The sequence below is a fragment of the Mesorhizobium opportunistum WSM2075 genome (assembly GCF_000176035.2).
Classification (GTDB): Bacteria; Pseudomonadota; Alphaproteobacteria; order Rhizobiales; family Rhizobiaceae; genus Mesorhizobium; species Mesorhizobium opportunistum.
The window spans coordinates 2,146,884-2,167,512 of the sequence record NC_015675.1 but is presented as its reverse complement, the minus strand read 5'-3'; the positions used below and the strand labels follow the sequence as shown (position 1 = coordinate 2,167,512).

At 63.4% G+C, this 20,629-nt stretch carries 18 protein-coding genes; 5 read left to right on the top strand and 13 right to left on the bottom strand.

Going from position 1 to position 20,629, the window contains the following annotated elements:
• Positions 1–59: 59 nt before the first annotated feature.
• The 3 genes from MESOP_RS10330 to MESOP_RS10320 are packed head-to-tail and all read right to left on the bottom strand — an operon-like array spanning position 60 to position 4,896.
• Positions 60–551 (bottom strand): acetone carboxylase subunit gamma, encoded by a 492-nt coding sequence (locus tag MESOP_RS10330; protein WP_013893278.1) that lies wholly within the window; start codon positions 549–551, stop codon positions 60–62.
• Positions 548–2,752: a hydantoinase B/oxoprolinase family protein gene (locus MESOP_RS10325; RefSeq protein WP_013893277.1), complete on the bottom strand. Its 2,205-nt coding sequence runs from the start codon at positions 2,750–2,752 to the stop codon at positions 548–550. The genes MESOP_RS10330 and MESOP_RS10325 overlap by 4 nt, the downstream gene beginning before the upstream one ends.
• Before the next feature lie 14 nt (positions 2,753–2,766).
• Entirely contained in the window at positions 2,767–4,896 is a 2,130-nt protein-coding gene (locus MESOP_RS10320; protein WP_041164591.1) for a hydantoinase/oxoprolinase family protein, read from the bottom strand.
• A gap of 160 nt (positions 4,897–5,056) precedes the next feature.
• On the opposite strand from MESOP_RS10320, the gene MESOP_RS10315 reads away from it, so the two are divergent.
• Positions 5,057–5,848, top strand: a complete 792-nt coding sequence (locus MESOP_RS10315; RefSeq protein WP_013893275.1) for a helix-turn-helix transcriptional regulator — start codon at positions 5,057–5,059, stop codon at positions 5,846–5,848.
• A gap of 42 nt (positions 5,849–5,890) precedes the next feature.
• Here MESOP_RS10315 and MESOP_RS10310 read toward each other — a convergent pair whose 3' ends face one another.
• The 10 genes from MESOP_RS10310 to MESOP_RS10265 form a co-directional block, all read right to left on the bottom strand.
• On the bottom strand, positions 5,891–6,931 hold the full coding sequence (locus MESOP_RS10310) for a proline racemase family protein (RefSeq protein ID WP_013893274.1): 1,041 nt from the start codon (positions 6,929–6,931) through the stop codon (positions 5,891–5,893).
• Between the two features lie 15 nt (positions 6,932–6,946).
• Positions 6,947–7,651 (bottom strand): SDR family oxidoreductase, encoded by a 705-nt coding sequence (locus tag MESOP_RS10305; RefSeq protein WP_013893273.1) that lies wholly within the window; start codon positions 7,649–7,651, stop codon positions 6,947–6,949.
• Positions 7,652–8,048: 397 nt separating this feature from the next.
• Positions 8,049–8,597 carry an invasion associated locus B family protein gene (locus MESOP_RS10300; protein WP_041164057.1) on the bottom strand — a complete coding sequence of 183 codons (549 nt, stop codon included), beginning with the start codon at positions 8,595–8,597 and terminating at the stop codon, positions 8,049–8,051.
• On the bottom strand, positions 8,582–9,043 hold the full coding sequence (locus MESOP_RS10295; protein WP_013893270.1) for a DUF4189 domain-containing protein: 462 nt from the start codon (positions 9,041–9,043) through the stop codon (positions 8,582–8,584). Before MESOP_RS10295 ends, MESOP_RS10300 begins: the two co-directional genes overlap by 16 nt.
• Positions 9,044–9,078: 35 nt before the next feature.
• Entirely contained in the window at positions 9,079–9,747 is a 669-nt protein-coding gene (locus MESOP_RS10290) for a hypothetical protein (RefSeq protein ID WP_013893269.1), read from the bottom strand.
• An 11-nt stretch (positions 9,748–9,758) separates the two neighbouring features.
• Positions 9,759–10,316: an invasion associated locus B family protein gene (locus tag MESOP_RS10285; RefSeq protein ID WP_013893268.1), complete on the bottom strand. Its 558-nt coding sequence runs from the start codon at positions 10,314–10,316 to the stop codon at positions 9,759–9,761.
• Positions 10,317–10,323: 7 nt separating this feature from the next.
• Entirely contained in the window at positions 10,324–15,006 is a 4,683-nt protein-coding gene (locus MESOP_RS10280) for a beta strand repeat-containing protein (RefSeq protein WP_013893267.1), read from the bottom strand.
• Between the two features lie 196 nt (positions 15,007–15,202).
• Positions 15,203–15,625, bottom strand: coding sequence for an AraC family transcriptional regulator (locus MESOP_RS10275; protein ID WP_013893266.1), 423 nt, complete (start codon positions 15,623–15,625; stop codon positions 15,203–15,205).
• Positions 15,612–16,175: a hypothetical protein gene (locus MESOP_RS10270; protein ID WP_013893265.1), complete on the bottom strand. Its 564-nt coding sequence runs from the start codon at positions 16,173–16,175 to the stop codon at positions 15,612–15,614. Before MESOP_RS10270 ends, MESOP_RS10275 begins: the two co-directional genes overlap by 14 nt.
• Before the next feature lie 198 nt (positions 16,176–16,373).
• Positions 16,374–16,568 (bottom strand): hypothetical protein, encoded by a 195-nt coding sequence (locus tag MESOP_RS10265; protein WP_013893264.1) that lies wholly within the window; start codon positions 16,566–16,568, stop codon positions 16,374–16,376.
• A gap of 516 nt (positions 16,569–17,084) precedes the next feature.
• Between MESOP_RS10265 and MESOP_RS10260 the strand changes: the two genes are divergently transcribed.
• The 4 genes from MESOP_RS10260 to MESOP_RS10245 all read left to right on the top strand — a co-directional run bounded on the left by MESOP_RS10260 (position 17,085) and on the right by MESOP_RS10245 (position 20,629).
• Complete coding sequence (locus MESOP_RS10260; protein WP_013893263.1) at positions 17,085–18,548, top strand: phospholipase D-like domain-containing protein; 1,464 nt, start codon at positions 17,085–17,087, stop codon at positions 18,546–18,548.
• Between the two features lie 125 nt (positions 18,549–18,673).
• Positions 18,674–19,528 carry an endonuclease/exonuclease/phosphatase family protein gene (locus tag MESOP_RS10255; RefSeq protein WP_013893262.1) on the top strand — a complete coding sequence of 285 codons (855 nt, stop codon included), beginning with the start codon at positions 18,674–18,676 and terminating at the stop codon, positions 19,526–19,528.
• Between the two features lie 62 nt (positions 19,529–19,590).
• The gene (locus MESOP_RS10250) at positions 19,591–19,926 is read left to right on the top strand and encodes a hypothetical protein (RefSeq protein WP_013893261.1); all 336 of its coding nucleotides are present in this window, start codon (positions 19,591–19,593) and stop codon (positions 19,924–19,926) included.
• A gap of 100 nt (positions 19,927–20,026) precedes the next feature.
• Positions 20,027–20,629, top strand: a complete 603-nt coding sequence (locus MESOP_RS10245; RefSeq protein WP_013893260.1) for an ANTAR domain-containing response regulator — start codon at positions 20,027–20,029, stop codon at positions 20,627–20,629.

Here is a 20,629-nt window from a genome sequence, read left to right as displayed (position 1 = left end):
CACCGACCGTCATTTCGGAAGCCGCGACGAACCTATCCAAGGCTTGGCAACCGGCTTGGTCAAGGCTGCAGCGGCTTGCCCAGCCATTCGCGATAGAAGCCTTCGAGGTCCGGCTCGAAATCATGCACGATTGGGTAGCCGGGCGCGGCCGCTTCCACTTCGTGCATGGTCCCGCATTGCGGGCAGATGAATTCGCGGATCTCCATCCACTGCGGATCGGGAATATCGCTGTTGGGATAGATTTCGCGCAGCGTCTCCTCGGTGTTGCGCACGATGATCGCCGCCTCCAGCTTCCAGTTCTTGCGATAGTCGCCGAAGGAGTGGCCGCACTCACAACGGGTCACCCGCTCATCACCGCTCTGGCAGATGAACAGGTGATCCGAGACCGGCAGCAGGATCGGATCCTTCCAGCCGACGCGATCCTGCAGCACCGCGACGTACTTGAAGAAGCGATCGTCGTCCTTGTAGGCGCTCATCACGCGGCGCATCTGCGGCCAGGGCAGCGTGCCCGCGACCAGATCGGCGATGACTTCCTTGCTGTACGAGGTCATGGCTTTGCTCCCGGCATGAAGATCGATTTAGCGTCGACGTTCCAGAAATCGCTGAATTCCCTGGTGAAGCGCGAGGAAAGCCCGATCGCGCTGGCGTACATCTTCTTCACCTCGGGCGCGAAGTCGGCCTTCTCGACACGGTCGCGTTCGGTGGCGATCCACTCCGACACCGGCTTTGCCTGCGCGATCCGCCTGGCGCGCATCTCGGCGCGGTGACGCTTGGTGGCCTCGATGTTGGCAACGGGATAGCCATCCCCATCCTCGTCGAGGATGATGCCGAAAATGCCCTCGGCCGCTTCCTTGGTGAGATAGCCGTTCTCGACATCCAACGCTGTTTTGAGCGGATCGCGCTCCAGCACGTCGCCAAAGCCGCCACCGCCATTGTAGGAATGGGTGAAGACGTCACCGGTCTTGTGCGGGGCGGTGATGTAGGGGCCCTCCATCGTCACATGCTCGCCCTGCAGCCGCAGCTCAAGTTCCGAGCGATGCGGATTGGTGCCGGTGTGGTGCGCCAGCGGTGCCCTTTGTTCGGCAAGCTCGAAGATGTTGGAGTTGCGCACCGCGCGATGCTTCTGGCAGGTCGGCGCCGGATAGCCGCCGCACATGCCGCCATTGTCGAACACGCGGGACGAATGCTCGGATGTAACCAGCCTGAGATGATCGGTCTTGCTGACCAGCCAGGTCGACAGGAAGGAACAGCCGCCGCGATACTTGCCGGCGCCGCCGGAATTGGGAACGATCGAGCGGCCGATATAGACCATCGGCATGTTCTGTTCCCAGATCTCGATATTGCCCATGTCGGATTCCGGGTTCCAGCCGACGTAGGCGGTGTCGAGCCCATCCTTGATCGCCAGCGCGCCGGAACCGGCGGCCGCGCATTCGAAATGCGCCATGCCGAACAGCTTGCCGTACTGGCTGGTGCCGCCCATCTCGATCATCGGGCTGTTGACCTGGCCGACGAAGGCTTCCTCGACAAAGCCGCGTCCGATGAAGGAGCGCGACAACAGCCGCTGGAACACGCCATAGGCCGGAAGCAGCAGGGCCCATGAGGTGGCGGTCGCCACCATTTCGTTGTCCGGGTTGGTCCATGTGCCGTGCGGCAGTTTCAGTTCGGTCGCCATCCAGGCCCCGTCATTGACCAGCCCCTCGAAATTCATGTGCTGGGTGAGCGTCACGAACATGCCGCCATCCATGCCGGCCGGAGTGCAGTTCATCGAATGGTAGCCCCAGGGCTGCGTGCCCTCGAAGTCCATGATGATCTTGCCGTCGGTGGTGATCTCCATCTCGATCGGTATGTTGTATAGCCAGTCGGGGTCGCCGAGCGGCTGGTAGCCGGGCTTGCCCGCTGTGACATAGCCGTAGAAGGTGTGGCCGCGGTAGATGCCGGGCACGGTGAGCTGGCGCGTGCGGGCGAGCTGGGCGCGGCGGCCTTCCTCGATGAACTCCTTCGACACCTTCATCCAGTAGTCCAAGCCGATCTCGTCGATCAGCGCCTTGACGCTTTCGCGCATGTCGATGCAGGAGGCGACCTTGGCCTTCTCGTCGAGCACCCAATAGATCGGCATGCGCAGGTTGCGCTCGCAGCGGATGACATAGTCGCGGCGGATCTCGTCGTTCTCGCCGATTTTTTCGGCACAGACGAACAGCCCTTCCGTGAAGCGCTCCTGCGCCAGCGCCACGTCACCACCGGGCGTGATACCGCCGACCTCGAGCTCGTGGCAGACCGCGCCCGCCCAGCCGACCAGTTTGCCCGAGTGGAAGATCGGCACCACGTCCATCACATCGGGCACCTGCACGGTGCCGATGAAGGCGTCGTTGTTGGCGAAGATGTCGCCGTCGCGGATGCAGGGGTTTTCCTCATAGCCCTGTCTGATCATCCACTTGATGAAGCGGCTCATCGTGTGCACATGCACCATGATGCCGTTGGAGAGTGCGATCGCATCGCCTTCCGGCGTGTAGATGGCGACCACCATCTCGCCGACCTCACGTACGCCGGGCGAGGCGGAGATACGGCGGGCCATCTCGCGGGCCGAGACACAATAGGCGCGCAGCTTGGTGTGCAGCGTCTCGAATTTGAGCGGATCCTGGTTGCGCAGCGAAAGTTCCGTGATGCCGTCGTAGCAGCCGGTCTCTTCCATGAGCCGTTCGGATTCGATCAGCCTTTCGCGGATGCGGAGCGCGGAGGCGGGTTTGTCCAGCATGGCGTTCGCCCTTCTCAAGCGTGGGTGTAGTGCAGCAGCGTCCATTCATCGACATGGACACGGTCCTGCGGGTGAACGACGAGCGTTGTGGCGGGATGCTCGATGATAGCCGGGCCGGTGACCTCGTGGCCGGGCTGCAACAGATCCATCTCGTAGAGATTGGCCTTGTGCCAGCGGCCGCCGATATAGGCCTCGCGCACACCCTTGTGGGCGGCTGCCGGATCCGACTTGCCGAGCGGACGCTTCAAGAGCACCGGCTTGACCTTGTCGGCGGTGGCGATGAGCCCGAGTTCGGTGATCGAGAAGCCGGCTTCGCCATAGCGCGAGACACGGTGGTTGACCTTGGCATAGACGGCCTCGAATTCGTCGATGACACCGCGCATGTCGTCGGCCGAACGGATGGCCGAGAGCGGCGCCATCACCTCGACATCCTCGAGCTGGCCGGTATAGCGCATCATCAGGAACGGCACGGTCTTGATCTTGTCGCGCCCATGGCCGTCCTCGATCATCTCGTCGACGGCTGCCTTGGTGAGTTCGTCCCAGACATTGGTGACCTTTTTGCCGAAGGCCATCAGTTCTTCATCGCTGGCGCGCGCGCCGATGTCATGCTGCGTCGACACCGAATGGCGGCGCATGAAATCGGCCGTCGTGCAGCCGAAGGCCGAGAAGGCGGCGGCGAACTGGAAGGTGATGATGTCCTTGAAGCCGATTCCCCTGGAGCAGCCGGCCAGATGCAGCGGGCCTGAACCGCCATAGGAGAGCAGCGTGAATTCGGAGGGGTGGATGCCCTGGCCGGAGATGACGCGCCGCAATGCATTGTTGGCGTCGGCCTCCAGCATGTCGATCATGCCCTCGGCGGCCTCCTCGACGCCCACACCGAGCAGGCGCGCGCACTTTTCCTCGAAGGCTGCCCTCGCCTTCCCGACCTGCAGAACGACCTTGCCGCCAAGGAAGTAATGCGGGTTGAGGCGGCCCAGGATGGCGTCGCAATCGGCGATGGTGGGTTCGGTGCCGCCCTTGGCGAAGCAGATCGGGCCGGGATCCGAGCCCGCACTTTCCGGCCCGAGCGAGACCTTCTTGGTCAGGGGATCGACCTTGAGGATCATGCCGGCGCCGGCGCCGATCGTGTCCAGATGCAGCGTCGGCACGTTGAGCTTGAAACGGTCCATCAAAGGCTCGTTCTCGATCCGCGTCTGGCCGCGCGTGATGACGCCCATGTCGAAGGAGGTGCCGCCCATGTCCGAGCAGATCAGCGAGTCGTTGCCGATCAGCTTGCCGACATAGGCCGCGCCGAGAATGCCGCCGATCGGGCCGGAGATCATGGTTTCGTGCAGGCGCGGATGGTTGATCGAGGTCAGGCCGCCGAAGGACAGCAGCGTCTGCACGCCATATTTGAAGCCGTATTTCTTCGAGACGTCCTCGATACCCTTGAGCTGCTTGCGGCCGCGCGACGTCGCGTAGGCCTCGATCAGCACCGAGTTCAGCCGTGACTGTTCACGGATGACCGGGCGGACTTCGTGGCTGGTGTAGACGGTGATCTCGGCGCCGGCCTTTTCGATCTCCTCGCGGCAGATCTCGGCGATGCGCTTCTCGTGCACGGGATTGACGTGCGAGAAGATCGTCATGACGCAGATGCCCTCGACCTTGTCGGCGATCAGCTTTCTGGCGGCGGCAGCCACCTCATGTTCATAGAGCGGCAGGATGATGTCGCCGAACTGGTCGATGCGCTCGGTGACGCCATGGGTGCGGCGGCGCGGCACCAGCGGATCGGGATGATGATGGGTCACCGCATGCAGCCGGTCGGCATAGGAATAGTCGGCCCAGGCCTGCAAGCCGCGGCCCATCAGGATCATGTCCTCCAGGCCCTTTGTGGTGATCAGGCCGAGGCGGCGGCCAGTGCGCGACAACAGCGTGTTGAGCATACCGGTGCCGGAATAGAGCACGACGTTGACGCCGGAGAAGAGCTGCTCCAGCGAGATGCCCCAGGCATCGGCCGCGTCTTCGGCGGAGGCCAGGAAACCTTCGGCTTCGTTCTTCGGCGTGGTCGCCGACTTGCCGATCTTGAAGTGGCCGTCCTGATCGACAAGGATGGTGTCGGTCATGGTGCCGCCGGCGTCGATACCGATGACGATTGGATTGCCAATGATCGGAGGGTTGCCGACGATCGGGCCGACGGGATTGGGTTGGGTCACGGGCGCCTCGGAATGTGGTCTAGGTTGAGGCAAGGCTAGAATCCTTGGGCGGCCTCGCGCCATATGCCAAAAGACACAATGACGGTCGGGCCGGGATCGCCGAGAAAAGGGCATGCGCATGGGCAATATCTGGGCGCCGCTCGCCAAGGCGATCGCCGCCACCGGCACGGGCAGGCATGTCGACTGCCTGATCGACCTGATCGGCGCCGACATCGAGCATGACCTCGTCACGGTGACGCGCTATTCGGCGACGCAGACACCGGAATTCGTCAAGCACCGGCGCTTCTCGGACGAGATGGTGCAGCGCTATCTCGCGAGTTACTACGTGTTCGACCCGTTCTATGCCTCGTGGCGGCGCGAGCGGCGGCTTGGCATCATGCCGCTGAAACGGCTTGCCGACGACGAGGCCAAGCGCGGCCAGTACATAGCTGGCTTCCTGGCGCAGTCCGAAATCTGCGACGAAGTCGGCATCATGCTGGCGGATGGCGGCGACTGGTGCCTCGGCATCTTCCTCGACCGTTCGAGCGCCGCTTTCAAGGACAGCGAGATCGCGCGGCTGGAGGAGCGGCTGCCCGTGTTCGCAGCCCTGCACGCACTCGACATAACCGCGCGCGGAAACGAATTCTCCCGCACATCGATGCCGACAGGACCCGGCGCTTCGCCGCAGCAAAAGCCCAGCATTCCGGCCAGCCTCTGGCCAGAGCTTTCACAGCGGGAACGCGAACTCGTCCAGCTCGTCCTGGCCGGACATCCGACCGCCAGCATCGCCGAGCGGCTGGGGATCGCAGTCGGCACGGTCAAAAATCACCGCCGCCGCATCTATGAAAAACTCGACATCACCACGGAGCGCGAATTGTTCCTGCAGTTCTTTCAATCGCGGGCATCCCGGTTGAATGGTCCCTGAGGTTTCGGGCTAGACCGAACCTGTTTCGACGCCGCTGCACGCCTATTGCTTGACCGAGGTGGAAGTCCCCCACGTGTCCGACAGCACGTAGCCTTGCGGGTATGGGTCCGTCGGATCGAGGTAGTAGGCATGCTCACCGGTGATCCAGGCTCGGCCGGTGATTTCCGGAACGATCGCCTTGCGGCGGCCGATCTCCGTCAGCTCCACAATCTTGCCGGTGAAGCGCGAGCCGATGATCGATTCGTGGATCAATACGTCGCCAACTCCCATCAGGCCTCGGGCCTGCAGCACGGCCATGCGGGCCGACGTGCCGGTTCCCGTCGGGCTGCGGTCGGAGCGTCCCGGCGAGACGATGCAGGTGTTGCGGGTGACATTGCCGGGCCCCTGGAACGGCATGGCGAACTGCACGATCGACACGCCGCGCACATGTTCGAATTCCGGATGCACGACATCCAGCTGTTCGCGCGCGGCCCGTCGAACCTTCTCGCCCATCACCGCCAGCTCGCGAGCCTCGTCGGGGGCGACCGAGAAGCCGAGCGCCCTAGCATCGACGATAGCATAGAACATGCCGCCATAGGCTACATCGACCGTGAGCGTTCCCACTCCCTCGACCTCGATGTTGGCATCGAGACGTTCGGCGAAGGCAGGCGCATTGCGCAAGGTGATCGACACGCATTTGCCGTCACGGCATTCGGCGCGCACGTCGATGACGCCACCCGGCATGTCGAGCCTGAAGCGCGTCTCGGGCTCCTGCATCGGCACCATGCCGGTCTCCAGCAGGACCGTGGCGACGCAGATCGTATTGGAACCGGACATCGGAGGATATTCCGTCGGCTCCATGATGATGGCGCCGGCGACGCAATCGTCACGCGTCGATGGTACGAGCAGGTTGACATGGCGCGCGACGCTGCCGCGCGGCTCGCAGATCAGCATGCGCCTGATATGGTCGTGATCACGTTCCATCGTGATCATCTTCTCCATCATCGTGCGGCCCGCCGGCGGCAGCACGCCACCCACGATGACGTCGCCGACCTCGCCTTCGGCGTGACAGCCGACGACACGAATGCTGGCTTTGGTGCGCATTGTTGAATGCCTGTTCTAGACGGCGCGCGTTATGCCGCCATCGACGCGGATGTTCTGGCCGGTGATGTAGGCCGCGCCATCCGACGCAAGGAAAGCGATCGTGGCGGCGATTTCCTGGCTGGTGCCATAGCGCCCCAACGGCACGCTGTCGCGACGTTCCTCGGTTGCGGGCAGGCTGTCGATCCAACCTGGAAGAACGTTGTTCATGCGAATGTTGTCACCGGCATAGGTATCCGCGAAGATCTTCGTGAAGGAGGCCAGCCCGGCACGGAAGACGGCAGAGGTGGGGAACATCGGGCTCGGTTCGAACGCCCAGGCGGTGGAGATGTTGACGATGACGCCCGATTTCTGCTTCTGCATGATTGGTGTGACCAACCGCGTCGGACGAACGGCGCACAGGTAATAAACGTTCATTGCGTCATGCCAATCCTCGTCGGTAATCTCGAGGATGGGCTTTCGTGGGCCGTGGCCAGCGCTGTTTACAAGCACGTCGACGCGGCCCCACCGCTCGACAGCGCCATCGACCAGCCGCTTGAGATCGTCATTGGTTTGGTTCGAGCCGGTGACACCGAAGCCGTCGAGCTCCTTTGCCAACGCTTCCCCTTTACCTGAGGACGAGAGAATCCCGACCTTGTAGCCGTCCGCGGCAAGTCGACGGGCAGTCTCCGCGCCCATGCCGCTTCCGCCAGCGCTAACCAACGCAACTTTTTGTCCTGTCATCGTACTTCCTTCGGCTACCAACTCTCGTGCATTTTGCGAAATGCGGCAAAGTCTGACACATCGCCGTGGGTATGGCTAAACAGAAAATCGGCCATCGCCCAATAGGAAAATTATCGAATGACTCAAATGGCTGAAGGGATCGCCTCGGGGCTCCGCGCCAACTTCCGTCGAGCAATGCGGGAAAAATAGCCGTAGGCGGTCACTCGCCCAGTATGACCCCGGATGCCATGATCTGCGCCGTGCGCTCCGTCAGTTTTCCGCATTTTACAAGCGTGGGTTTGACGTAGGTTTTCTTCTTCATGATCGCGATCCGATGGCAGTGGCACCGGACTAAACGACCTTCGGCACAGCAACGTTCCATGAGATCCGGCCGGCATCGAAGGCAGCCGCCTTCTCCTCACTTTGCGCTCAACGCGACCATGCGGTCGAGCGCAGCGCTCAGGCCGTGCAGCGACACCGGAAATGTCAGCGGGGTCTCGGCATCCGTCGTGACATTGAGCTTCAGCACCGTGCCTCCCCGCATCTTTCCAACCAAGGACCGATCGATGGCAAAGACGGCGAGGCAGCCCGTCGGCAAGCAGGTCCTGAAACGCTGTTGGGACGATGGCGGCTGATCGTCGATCTGCAGCGTCACACCGGAATCGAGCAGGATGCCGAAAGGCAGAAGCAAGGTAGCCGTCGTCGAACCGTCCGCGCGTCTCTGTATCTCCACGGCAAGCAGCCTTTGGCCGTTCTTCTGGACCTGGTCCTGCGAAAGCGAGCAGACCCTCACATTCTCCTGGACAGAGCAAGCCACGCTCCAGTCCTGGTAGACTTCGCGCAGCGATGAGGGGCCAGCCGCAACTGCCGCCACCTGTTGCTGTGCCGATGCGGGCGACATCAACGAAAACAGAATTGCCCCGCATGCCGAGACTGCCTTGAAGCCAGGCTTCATGTGCAGACCCATTCGCGGATCTTGCATTTCTCGCCCGCCGCTTCGCAGGCCTGCAAGGCGAGGTCCTCGGCTTCCCTGCGGGTCTCTGCCGAGTTCACGCCCCAAGGCGTGAACCGGTTCTCGACTTTGTCGGCCACGGCGAGCGCACCGCAGTGCTTGTAGGGAAAACCGGTTTTGTCGTCATCGTTCCAATGCCGATGGTTGCGGAAGACGGTCACGACATTGCAGGCTTTTCCGCCCGCGTTCTCGCAATATTTCTGCGCGATGTCCTTCGCCTCCTGCCGCTTGTCGGCGCCCCAGAAGAAACCGTATTTGCTATCGGCCTGCGAATAGGCGATGGCCGCCCAGATGCCTTTTTCCTCCTGCTGCGGCTCCGGCGGCGCCACCAGGTCGGCCGAGACGACTTGTCCGCTCCACAACAAGGTCAAACCCAAAACCGCCAAAGCTTGCAATCTCATGGTCGGCACCCCTTTCCTCGATCCCACTCGCTCGCCTACTTCGCCGCCGAAGCGACCGAGATCACCACGCAGCTTTTGCCAGTCGGCAGGAGAAGCGCTTCCCCGGAGTTGCCGCCGAGCTCGTAGACCTCGACCTGCCCGAGATGGTCGGTGATCTTGCTGCCTTGCGGCAAGATGGCGGGGATGTCGGCGCACGGGCTGGCGAATGGCGCCACCCGCACCATCGCCCCCTCGCAGCCCGAAGCGGTGGGCGATGCGAAGACCACGCCGGCGGCCGGCCCGTTGTAGCGTTCCGACGCATAGTCCATGCCGACAAAGGCCTGGACGGCATGCTTGTCAGCGGCCTGGTCGTTCCACAACGATTTGACGCTGTATTTCGTGCCTGTCGTCAGGATCTGTCCGAGCACCGGATAGACGGTCGAGCAGGCCTGCACGCCGGCTTGCTTGACGTGCTCGAGGAAAGGCGTGTCCGGAAGCGCGGGCGACGGCGTCGAAGCCTGTGCGGCGGTCGCGCCGCCGACCAGATTGGCGATCGCGGCATAATTCCCGGCGGCGAAGCCTACGCCCGCCACCACCAGCCCCAACAGGGAAAATCCGACGACGCGCGGCCACCGCCGCCGCGATGGCTCGACGAGCCTTTGCCGATCCGCCTCGACGGCCGGGTTGCTGCGTTTCGCGGACATGAACTGGTCCTGCTGGCTCATGGTGCTGCCCCTTATTTGACTGGCGAAAGGGCTTCCGTCAGCCCCTTGAGCGTTGCGGTCACGGTGATCGTCTGGCCGTCGACGGTCGGGTAGGAGATCGCCGGCGTCGCCTTGCGCGCTATCTGCTGGCGCATCACCGGTCCCACCGGCAGCATGCCGACACAGACCATTTCGTTGCAGCCGTTCAGGTGCACGTCGATCGGCTGTGCCTGTCCATCGAACTTCAGCGACACCAGACCGTCGCTCCTGGCATTCGGCGCGGTGCGCAGGATCATGTAGGGCTTGCCGTCCTGCGTGGCGGCAAGCGACCAGCTGAAGGCCATTTTGCCGGCAGTGTCCTCGATGATCTGCGAGACGTTGCAGACCTTCTTGCGGGCCTTGAGGTTCTCGTCGCAGATCAGCGTCCAGTTCTCGAACGGACGGATGGTGCGCTGGTACTCCCCCAGTTTTGCCTCGGGAGGCACCACCACGTCCGAGGGCTTGATCCTGTAGGGCGATGTAACCTGCCCGGCGGCCGGCACGAGGCCGCCGCAGAGCGCCAGGCAGGTCAGGGCAACAAGTCCTTTCATTCCTGCCTCAGTTCAAGGTGAAGCTGATGCCGGCGCCGACGCCGACATGGCCACCGGCGGCAGTACCGGACAGGTTGCCGCGGATGCGGCCGTCCTCGCTGGTGTAGCCGGCGCCGAAGGCCAAGGCGCTCGAATCCCGCCAGAAGCCGCCACCCGCCGCGACGCTCAGCTTGCCGGGACGATCATCGTAGCGCAGCGAGGCGGCGGCGAGCCCGATCGCGGCCGCTTGCCGTGCTTCGTCGCGTATGCCGCCCAGGTCCGTGTTGAGCTGGCTGAGCTTCTGATCGGTATAGTCGTTGGCCTGTTGCAAGGTCGTGCCGGCCACCTTGTCGGTATAGGAGTTGGAGGTGTTGATGGCGTAATCCACGCGGTTGTTCATCTGGTCGACATTGACCGCATCGTTGCCCTTGACGCCAGGGCCGACATTGGAAATGACGACCGGCGCGTTGACGTCGCCGCCCTGCAGCGTGATGGTGTTCGTCTTGGCGCCGCCCTGGGTATCATAGGTCACCGCATTCTGGGTGAGACCCCCGACGCCGGCTTTCAGATCCTCGATCGCCGTGTTCGTGGCGTAGAGCTGCGAGCCGTTTATCGCGTCGGTGCTGTCTGAGGAAACGCGGCCTGCGGCGACATTGGTGATCGTCCTCTCGGCGCCGGCATCGCCGACGCTGACGGTCCCGGTTGGAGTCGTCCCGGCATAGGCATAGGTCTTGCCGTTGATGACGGTGCTGGCGGTGCCGACGGCGGTCTGCGTCACCGATCCGGAACCGAGCGCCACATCATTGGCATTGTTGGCCTTGGCGCCCTGCCCGAGCGCGACGGCACCCTGCCCGGTGGCCGTCGAGCCATTGCCGGCGGCGAGGCTGTTGGTGCCGCTCGCCACGCTGGCCGGACCGATCGCGACGCTGTCGGTGCCGCTGGCGATGGAGTCGGCCAGCGTCGAATTGGCGTGGAAATACTTGATGCCGCCGCCACTGGTGATGTTGGTCAGCGCGTTGTCGACCGCCGTGAGCCCGTCATAGACGGTCGTGTAGGTGTTGCCCTGGACGGTGTAAGTCGGTCCGGTGATCGACCCGTCGGGATTGACCGTGGTGCCGCCGCCGAACAGGTTGCTGATATTTTGCGACACGCCGCGCAGCTGCGAGACGTTGACGCCATCGGTATCGGCCGAGCCCGCCGCGACATTGGTGAGCTTGCGTTCGGCCCCGGCGGCGCCGATCGACACCTCGCCGACCGAGGTCTGCGGGGCGGTAAGGCCAAAACCCGTGTAGCCGGTCTCGGCACCGACCGAGGTGATGGACTGCGCGCCGAGCGCGACGCTGTTGATGAAGGTGCTCTGGGCACCGGCGCCGAGCGCCACCGACTGGATGCCGGACGCCAGCGAATTGGTGCCGAGCGCCAGGCCGTCGGCCAGCATCACATGCGCGTTCTGGCCGATGGCGGTGCCGCCGGGTGCTGTCTGGTCGACGATGGCACCATTGCCGATGCCGATGCCATTGTCGCCGTTGACGACCGTCGTCGGACCGACCGCGACCGACTCGGCCCCGACGGCGAGCGAGTCTCCCGCCGTCGAATTGGCATGGAAATACTTGGTCGACGTCGCCGATACGGAAGCGATGGCGCCAGCGAGCTGGCGCACCGTCACCGCATCCTGATCCAGCGTGCCGTCGGCAACGTTGGTGATCTGCCGGTAGGACGTGGCGGTGCCGACCGAAACGGCGCCGAGCAGCGTCTTGTCGGTAGTGTTGTACTGGATGAAATTGGACGGGCCGGCGGGCAGTTGTCCGGAAGCGGGAGCGATCGCGCGATCGGAGACCGAGCCGGAACCGAGCGCCACGCTGCCGTCGATGCTGGCCTGTGTGGCGCGGCCGAGCGCCAGCGCGCTGTCGCCGGTCGCCGTCGCCTGGTAGCCGACGGCGGTGGAGCCGACGCCTTGCGCGAAGGAATCGGTCTGCGCCAGCCCGGCCTCGTTGGTGCGGGCGTAGCGGATGCCGATGCCGTTGGCGTCGGTATAGGCGGTCGAGGTGTCGCCGGCGATGGTGTTGAACGTGTTTCCGAGATTGGTCACGCCACTGCCGATGTTGGCAATGTCGGTTGTGTTCTGCGTCACCTGCTGGTTGGTGGCGAAGAGCTGCGAGCCGTTGACCGCATCGGTCGAGCCGCCATTCAACTGTCCAGCCGCGACGTTCTGGATCTGGCGTTCGGCGCCCGCCGAACCGACCGAGAAGGCGCCCGCCGGCGTGCCGCCGGCGAAGGTATAGGCGGTGCCGCCGATCGTGGCGCCGCCGACATTGGTCGTTGCGCCCGACGTCGAATTCAGGCCGATCGCGACATCGCCGGCATTGTTGGCCACCGCGTTCGGTCCGACCGCGACGGAATCGGTGCCCAGCGCCTGGGAGTCCGCCGCCGTCGAGTTGGCGTGGAAATATTTGATGCCGCCGCCGACGTTGAGATTGTTGACGACGGCGCCGATGGCGTCGACGGCCTGGTTGGTGGCGGCGAGCTGCGAGCCGTTGATCGCGTCGGTCGACGTCGAACTGATCCGTCCGGCGGCGACGTTGGTAATGGTGCGTTCGGCGCCGACCGCGCCGACGCTGACCGTCGAGGTCGGGTTGGTGCCCTGGAAGGCGTAGGTCGTTCCGTTGACCACACCGCTGGCCGTGCCGACCGCGGTAGTGGTCAGCGAGCCGGAGCCGAGTGCGACGTCGCCGGAGCTTGCCGCCGCCGTCGCGCCATCGCCCAGTGCGACATTGCCTGCCAGGCCGGCGGCACCGGCGGTCGAGCCGTTGCCCAGCGCCACGGAGCCCTGCCCGATGGCCTTGTTGTTGTTGCCGATGGCGACGGCACCGTTGGCCATATTGGCGGCTGTGGCGGTCGCCGTGCCATCGCTGTTGGCGATGTTGTTGGCGCCACCGGTGAAGGCGCCGGTGCCGCTGGCGTAGCTCGGATCGCCGATGGCGACCGCGCCGTTGCCAAAGGCGGTGTTGCCGGACCCGATCGAGACCGCTTTGCCGCCGGCCGCCACCGCATTGGTGCCCATCGCGACCGCTTCGGCCGAACTGGCCTTGGCGCTCGTACCCATGGCGATGGCGTCCTGCGCGCTCGCATTGGCCGACTTGCCGACCGCAGTGCTGTTTATGCCGCTTGCCGTGGCGCCCAGGCCCAGAGCGCTCGCGCTTGCGGCGGTCGCCGCGGCGTTGTTGCCGAGCGCCGTGGCGGAAACGTCCGTGGCCTGAGCTCCCGAGCCCGCCGCGACCGAGCCTACGCCACTCGACGTGGCCGAATTGCCCAGGGCCAGCGCGAAATTGCCCGAGGCCACGGCGACGTTGCCGAGCGCTGCCGAGTTTTGCGCTGATGCATTTGCCTGAGGACCAACGGCGATGGCATTGGCGCCGGCAGCCTGGGCCTGGAAGCCGACGGCGGCCGAACTGGCGCCGGCCGCCGATGTGCCGATGCCGAGTGCGGTGCTGCCGACACCCCCGGCATTGGCATTGACACCAGCAGCGAGAGAATTGTCTCCTGCCGCATTCGCCCCGGATCCCAGCGAGGAGGCGTTCGCGCCGCTGGCAACGGCCGTATTGCCAACCGCCGTGCTGGCGTCGCCACTCGCAACCGTGGTAGCGCCCATGGCAGTGGCGAAAGCGCCGGAAGAGAGCGAATTGGTGCCGATGGCGATGCTGTTGGGCAGGGCCGTATTGGCTTGCACGCCCGCCTGCGCACCCAGGCCGAATGCGATGGACTGATTGCCCCAGGCGCTGGCGTTCCGACCCATCGCCGTGGCGCCCGTCCCCGTTGCCTTACTTTGGCGTCCGATCGCAGTGGCATCAACCTGAGAAGCTGTAACATCGGTGCCGATGCCGATGGCGCTCTGTGCCAACGCTCCCGTTCCGGCGGCGGTGCGCGAGCCGAGATAGACGGCGTTTATCGCGGTTGCGGTCGCCTGGAAGCCGACGGCGACGGCGTTCTGCTGGCTAGCAACAGTGCTGGTGCCTTGTGCGACAGTATCCAGCCCCGACGCCCCTGCGAACTGTCCAATCGCAGTGCTGCGCAGCCCGCTGGCTACGGATCCGTAGCCGGCGGCAAACGCATAGTTGTTGTTGGCTGTAGCCGAGACGCCGACTGCGGTGGAATTCCCGCCCGAAGCGTTGGCGTTGGTGCCCAGCGCGCTAGCCCCGGCTCCAGTGGCACTGGCGGCGACGCCGATCGCTACCGTATTGATGTTGTTCGAGATCGTGCCGGACCCGATCGCCACCGCGCCGCCCGTGCCCGTGGCCGACGCGGTCCGGCCGATGGCGACCGAGTATTGAGCCGTTGATTGGGCTTGAAAGCCGAGCGCTACGGCCCAGTTAAGACTGGCGGTTGAACCATTTCCGATCGCTACGGCCTCAGGCGCTGTCGCCGATCCGCCACCGGCTTGATATTGTGCCAGAGCCGGCGTCGTCGCGAAGGCGCTCAGCACCGCGGCCGCCGCCGACGCTCCGCCCACGCCCAGCGTTCCCAGCCCAAGGCGCTTGCGCCCCATACCAAGTGTGCGGTGCGCCATGCGCAGCACGGCCATCAGGCGGCGGCGAACCGAGCGCGAACCATGATCGGCCCCTGCGATCCACTGCCCGGCGAAATGCGCCGCGCGACGCTGAACAAGAAGTGAGCCGCTCGCAATCTGGCCGCTCGAAATCTGGTTGTCGGTCATGGTTCCCTCTCCGCTGGCCGGCACGAAATGTCTGACAATTCCGTTCGCCACCAGAAAGGCATGATTCCTGCTCGCAGTATTTCACGAAATTGCTGTCTTGTGAGAAAAGATCGGAGCAAACCGACAGAGGTTAACGGTGAGTTACTTTAGGAGACGCTTATAAGCTAAGTAGTCAAACAATTTCGTAAGCGCCGTTTCATCTAACCTTCGAGTTAAGCTTGCCCACCCGCGCCTGCAATGGCGTCGTCTGCCGGTATTTCTTCATAAGGGTGGTAAAATGGCTCTGGCTGGAAAAGCCGGCCAGATGGGCGATGTCGGCGATCGTCATCCGGCTCTCGGCAAGCAGCCTTTCGGCGAAATCAAGCCGCAGATCGATAACATATTGGTGCGGCGGCATTCCGAACGTCCTCGAGAAGGCTCGCATGAAGTGATAGGGTGAAAGCCCGCAAACCGCGGCCATGTCGGCAAGCGCCAGCTTGCGCGTGAAGTTCTCATCCAGGAACTCCTGCACCTTGCGTGCGCCGCGGACGGAAAGCCCGCCTTTTGGTTGCAGCGCCGGCTCTTGCGCGGAACCCGCCCCCGAAGCAGACCCTGCCGGGTCATCCTCACGCCGCCGCATGTTCTCGCCTCCTGATACGTCCCAATTGGAACACAACCCGAGGCTGATCTCCCCGTTCCCCTGAAAAACAATTCGTGATGGATCCGACGGTAATGCTGGCCGGCCTCATCTCGACGATCTGCAGCTCACCCATTCCGAACGGGGGCGGCTCAAACGATGTAACGGGGAAATCGCCCTCGTGTGTCCAGGACAGGAACTTCTGCGACCCGGGATTGCGGACGCAATAGATGACGCTCCCGCGCGCTGGGGTATGCCTGGGACCGGCACTTTCCGAAATGATGTTCAAGATGCATCGGGCTGTCCGATCGACGCCCCGGGAAACGCCGCTTTCCCGAGCTTCGTCCGCTTTGTTCATGCATGCCGCCTCAGCCGTCTTGCTGTAGCTTGAAATCCCCCTTGCCCGACCCGCACCAGCGTAACGCACAGTCCTCGGACAGGAAAGAACTTCCACGCGCAAAGAAAAATTTTTATTCGAGAAAACAAAGAAAAAACGACCGATTGAGGAAGTTGGCGAGCATTCCATTTTCGCCGCATGGCGGGTCTTCGCCATGCGCGAGTTCCGCGTATCAGCCTGGCGAGAGCGATTCCGCGATTTTCATTGATTGTCAAACGGTAAAACAGGGCCTGCTGCGCCTAAGCTGGCGTCGTGACGTCCAGTGTCAGGCTGACCGGCAATAGCGGCCTGTGGCAAGAACACGGGTAACAACACGCCCCCTGGCCGCTGCGAACTTCAAACTGAGGCGTAATTTTACAGATCACCGCGACGTTTCTCGTAGAGATCCCAGGAGAGTTCCACAAAAGCCAGAAGAACATCGTCCCGGCTCCACCCCGCCGCGACCGCTGCCTGGACGATTTCATGGATGAAAGGCAGCAGCTGGCCCTGGCATTCGGCCGACACGTCGCCGTCCCCCACGGGAGGCCCCTTGAAGTTGAATGTCATCATTCGGCGCTCCCCCTCGCCTCCGATCAAAGTGTTATACCGCTAATTTCATTCCTCTTGATATACAATAGATGTGGCACCAAAGTACAGGAAGCCCTGGAGTATCAAAACAGCTCAGGACGATGCCGGATCGCGCCAGTTCTATGCTTTACCCAAGGTCAGGGAGGGCTTTGCACGACGACATTCTATCGGAGCTTGGTCGGCTCACTCTCTGACGTGAAGGATGGTATTCTTCAGTCAACCGCATACCGTTTGGCAGCCCTGCAAGCCCCGTCAACATCACGCGTGCCATCGCAATGGCGCCAGGGAAGGCATCCCTTCTATCGCGCTGCCCGGTTTGCCTCCGTCGAGTTGCTGCAGCAGGATTCGTTCGGCCAGGCGTACCATCTCGTGCGGGCTCTGGCGTCGCCGCCTGGCCGACCTCGGTTCAAATCCTTGGCCAGCGATACCACGCCATCGGGCTGCGAGGCATGAGCTGATGCATTGCCTTCTGCAATCGCTCGCTGGATAGTCCCGGCAATGTTCGAGACTATTGCGACTCACGGGACCACAATCCTGGCGATCATCTCGGTGGCGATGGCAACCGTCGGCATCGCCCACGCCGTCATGACCAAGGAAGATGTCCGCGCTGCCACCGGCTGGGTCGGCGTGATGGTGCTGTCGCCAATCCTCGGCGTGCTGATCTATGCCGTCGCCGGCATAAACCGCATCCGTCGTGCCACGATCAGCGCACAGCGCCCGCTTGCCGGCGATGCGGTGTCGGCCAAGCATGAGCGCGACCTCGTCGCCGAGGAGGCACTGATCGTCGAGCGCTACGGACAGCGCTTCACGGGTCTTAGAACGCTCGGCGACCGGGTGGCGAGACGCACGCTCAACCCAGGAAATGCAATTGACGTGCTGGAGACGGGCGACGAGGCCTACGCCGCCATGTGCGCGGCCATCGATGGCGCCGAGCGCAGCGTCCTGCTCGAGACCTATATTTTCGACAATGACGCCGTCGGCCTGCTCTTCGTCGAATCGCTGGCCAATGCCGTCCGGCGCGGCGTTACCGTTCGCGTGCTGATCGATGCCGTCGGCGCCCGCTACTCGGTCCCCAGCATTTTGGGGCACCTGCGCGACGCGAAGATTCCCGTCGATCTCTTCAACGGCAACATCGTCATGGGCCTGCGGCTGCCCTACGCCAACCTCAGGACCCACCGGAAGATCCTGGTGGTCGACGGCACGGTTGCCTTTACCGGCGGCATGAACATCCGCAAGGGTTTTTCCGCGGAGTTCGCGGGCTCGAACAGCGCCAGGGACACGCATTTCCGGGTAACCGGCCCAGTCGTCGCCGATCTCTTCTCGGTCGCCGCCGAGGACTGGCGTTTTGTCACCAAAGAGGCGTTGAAGGGCGATGCATGGCGCATAGCGTCACTGTCGCCGGCGCCCGGCGTCCCGATGCTGGTGCGAGCGGTCGCTTCCGGCCCGGACGCCAGCAACGAGACCAACCACAAGCTGCTGATCGGCGCGTTTTCCGTCGCGCGCAAGTCGATCCGCCTGATGTCGCCCTATTTCCTGCCCGACCGCGAATTGGTCAGCGCGCTGATCACCGCCGCCCGGCGCGGCGTCGAAATCGACATCGTCGTGCCGGCGGTGAACAACCTTTTCCTCGTCGATCGAGCCATGACCGCGCAATTTGATCAGGTGCTGAAACACTATTGCCGCGTCTGGCGCACCGAAGGGCCGTTCGACCATTCGAAGCTGCTGTCGATCGACGGCGTATGGGCCTATATCGGATCGTCCAACCTCGATGCCCGGTCGCTTCGGCTCAACTTCGAAATCGATCTGGAGGTCCTCGACGCAGGCTTTGCCCGCGAGATCGAAGCGCGGATCGGATCGGCAATGACCTCCGCCGTGCCGGTGACGCTCGACGCCTTGCGCGCCCGGCCATTCCTCATCAGGCTGTTCGACCGGGTCCTTTGGCTCGGTTCACCCTATCTCTAGATGGGTTTGCCCTATCTTTAACAAAACGACGTGTTTGCCAGATAGTTTGACGCCGATCATGGAACACAGACCGAAAGACTCTATTTGATGTGCATGATGAAAGCGGCTGAAATGGCGGACACGCGATGCGGATGAACGGACGCAGCCTGCCAGCAAGCATGCTTTTGTCCATCCGCGACCGTCGGATGCAGAAGGCAAACGCCGCCGCGCACAAGACGACCGGCACCACCGGCACGCTGGTCGCCTCCTACAACGTCCACAAATGCATCGGCGTCGACCGCAAATTCGATCCCGAGCGCACCAGCCGCGTCATCCGCGAAATCGATCCCGATGTCATCGCTTTGCAGGAAGCCGATAATCGTTTCGGCGACCGTGACGGGCTTCTCGACCTGCCCCGGCTCGAACGGGAAACCGGCCTTGTCCCCGTGCCGATTTCGGCTACCGGCAAGGGCCATGGCTGGCATGGCAATGTCCTGCTGTTCAAGAGGGGAGTGGTTCGCGACGTGCATCAGATCAAGCTTCCGGGGCTGGAGCCGCGCGGTGCCGTCGTGGCGGAGATCGAGATGGATGGAAGCCAGACTTTGCGCGTCATCGCCGCTCATCTCGGCCTGTTGCGCCACTCGCGTTCCCAGCAGGCACGTGTCGTGCTCGATCTCATGAACAGCCCGGACGAAAAGCCGACCTTACTGCTTGGCGACCTGAACGAATGGCGGCTCGGCAACCGCTCGGCGCTCAACACGCTGCATGCGACGTTCGGTCCGCAGCCGCCGGCGGTTCCCACCTTCCCGTCAAACCTGCCGCTGCTGGCTCTCGACCGGATCATGACCAATCGGCACGGAATGATCGCGGCGGTGGAGGCGCACGATACGCCGCTTTCGCGCGTTGCCTCCGACCATCTGCCGCTCACGGCGCTTGTTCGCCTCGATCGTATGGCCGATCCTGATAACGCCATGATGTCCCCAGCGTCGCAAAGCGTGTAGATGCAACGGGAACGCCCAGTTCTTCCATGAGTTTATACCTCTTGGACAGGCAGGAGGATGAAATGAAAAAACTGATTTTGGCTTCCATGTTGGCATTTGCCGCGACAGCGGCAGTGACTGCACCAACGCGAGCCGCAAGCGTGACTATCCAGTCCGACGACGGCAACCGATATTCATCGGACGATGATTCCGACAGCGGAATTGTTATTCGCCGTCACCACAATCGGTATTATGACACCCAGTATGATGACGACCAGAGCGTCCAGTACGACAGTGATAGCGACTACCGGGATCGCGCATACCGGCGCCACCACCGGCACCATCGCTGCCACGTCGAAACGGTCGTGCATTGGCGCCACCACCACAAGGTGGTTGAAGACATTCGCGTCTGCGGCTGATCTCGTGCGGCGAATGCCATGACGCGCATGGCTGCGGTCTAATTGATGGACATGGCTATGCCGCATTGCACAATTTGACGGCCATGCCCACAATGCAGGCATGATCCGCCCCGCTCTAGCCGTCCTGGTGATCGATGAAAATCGCATCCGCGCCTCGATAATCGAGGCCGGCCTGCGCGAGGCCGGCCATCAGCAGGTCACCGTCATCCACGATGTCACCGGCATTGCGCGGCGGATCGCCGAGATCGAGCCTGACGTCATCGTCATCGACCTCGAAAACCCCAACCGCGACATGCTGGAAAACATGTTCCAGCTGTCGCGCGCCGTAAAGCGCCCGATCGCCATGTTCGTCGACCGCTCCGACCAGGCCTCGATCGAGGCCGCGGTCGATGCCGGCGTTTCGGCCTATGTCGTCGACGGCCTGCGGCAAGAACGCGTCAAGCCAATCCTCGACATGGCCGTCAGCCGCTTCAACGCCTTCTCGCGCATGGCGCGCGAACTGGAAGAGGCGCGTAGCGAGCTGGAGAGCCGCAAGGTGATCGACCGTGCCAAGGGCATCCTGATGAAGTCGCGCGGGCTGACGGAAGAAGCCGCCTACACGCTGCTGCGCAAGACCGCGATGAACCAGAACCGCAAGATCGGCGACATCGCCCAGAGCCTGGTGACTGCCGCCGGGCTGCTGGGACCGGCGGAGGACGAATGA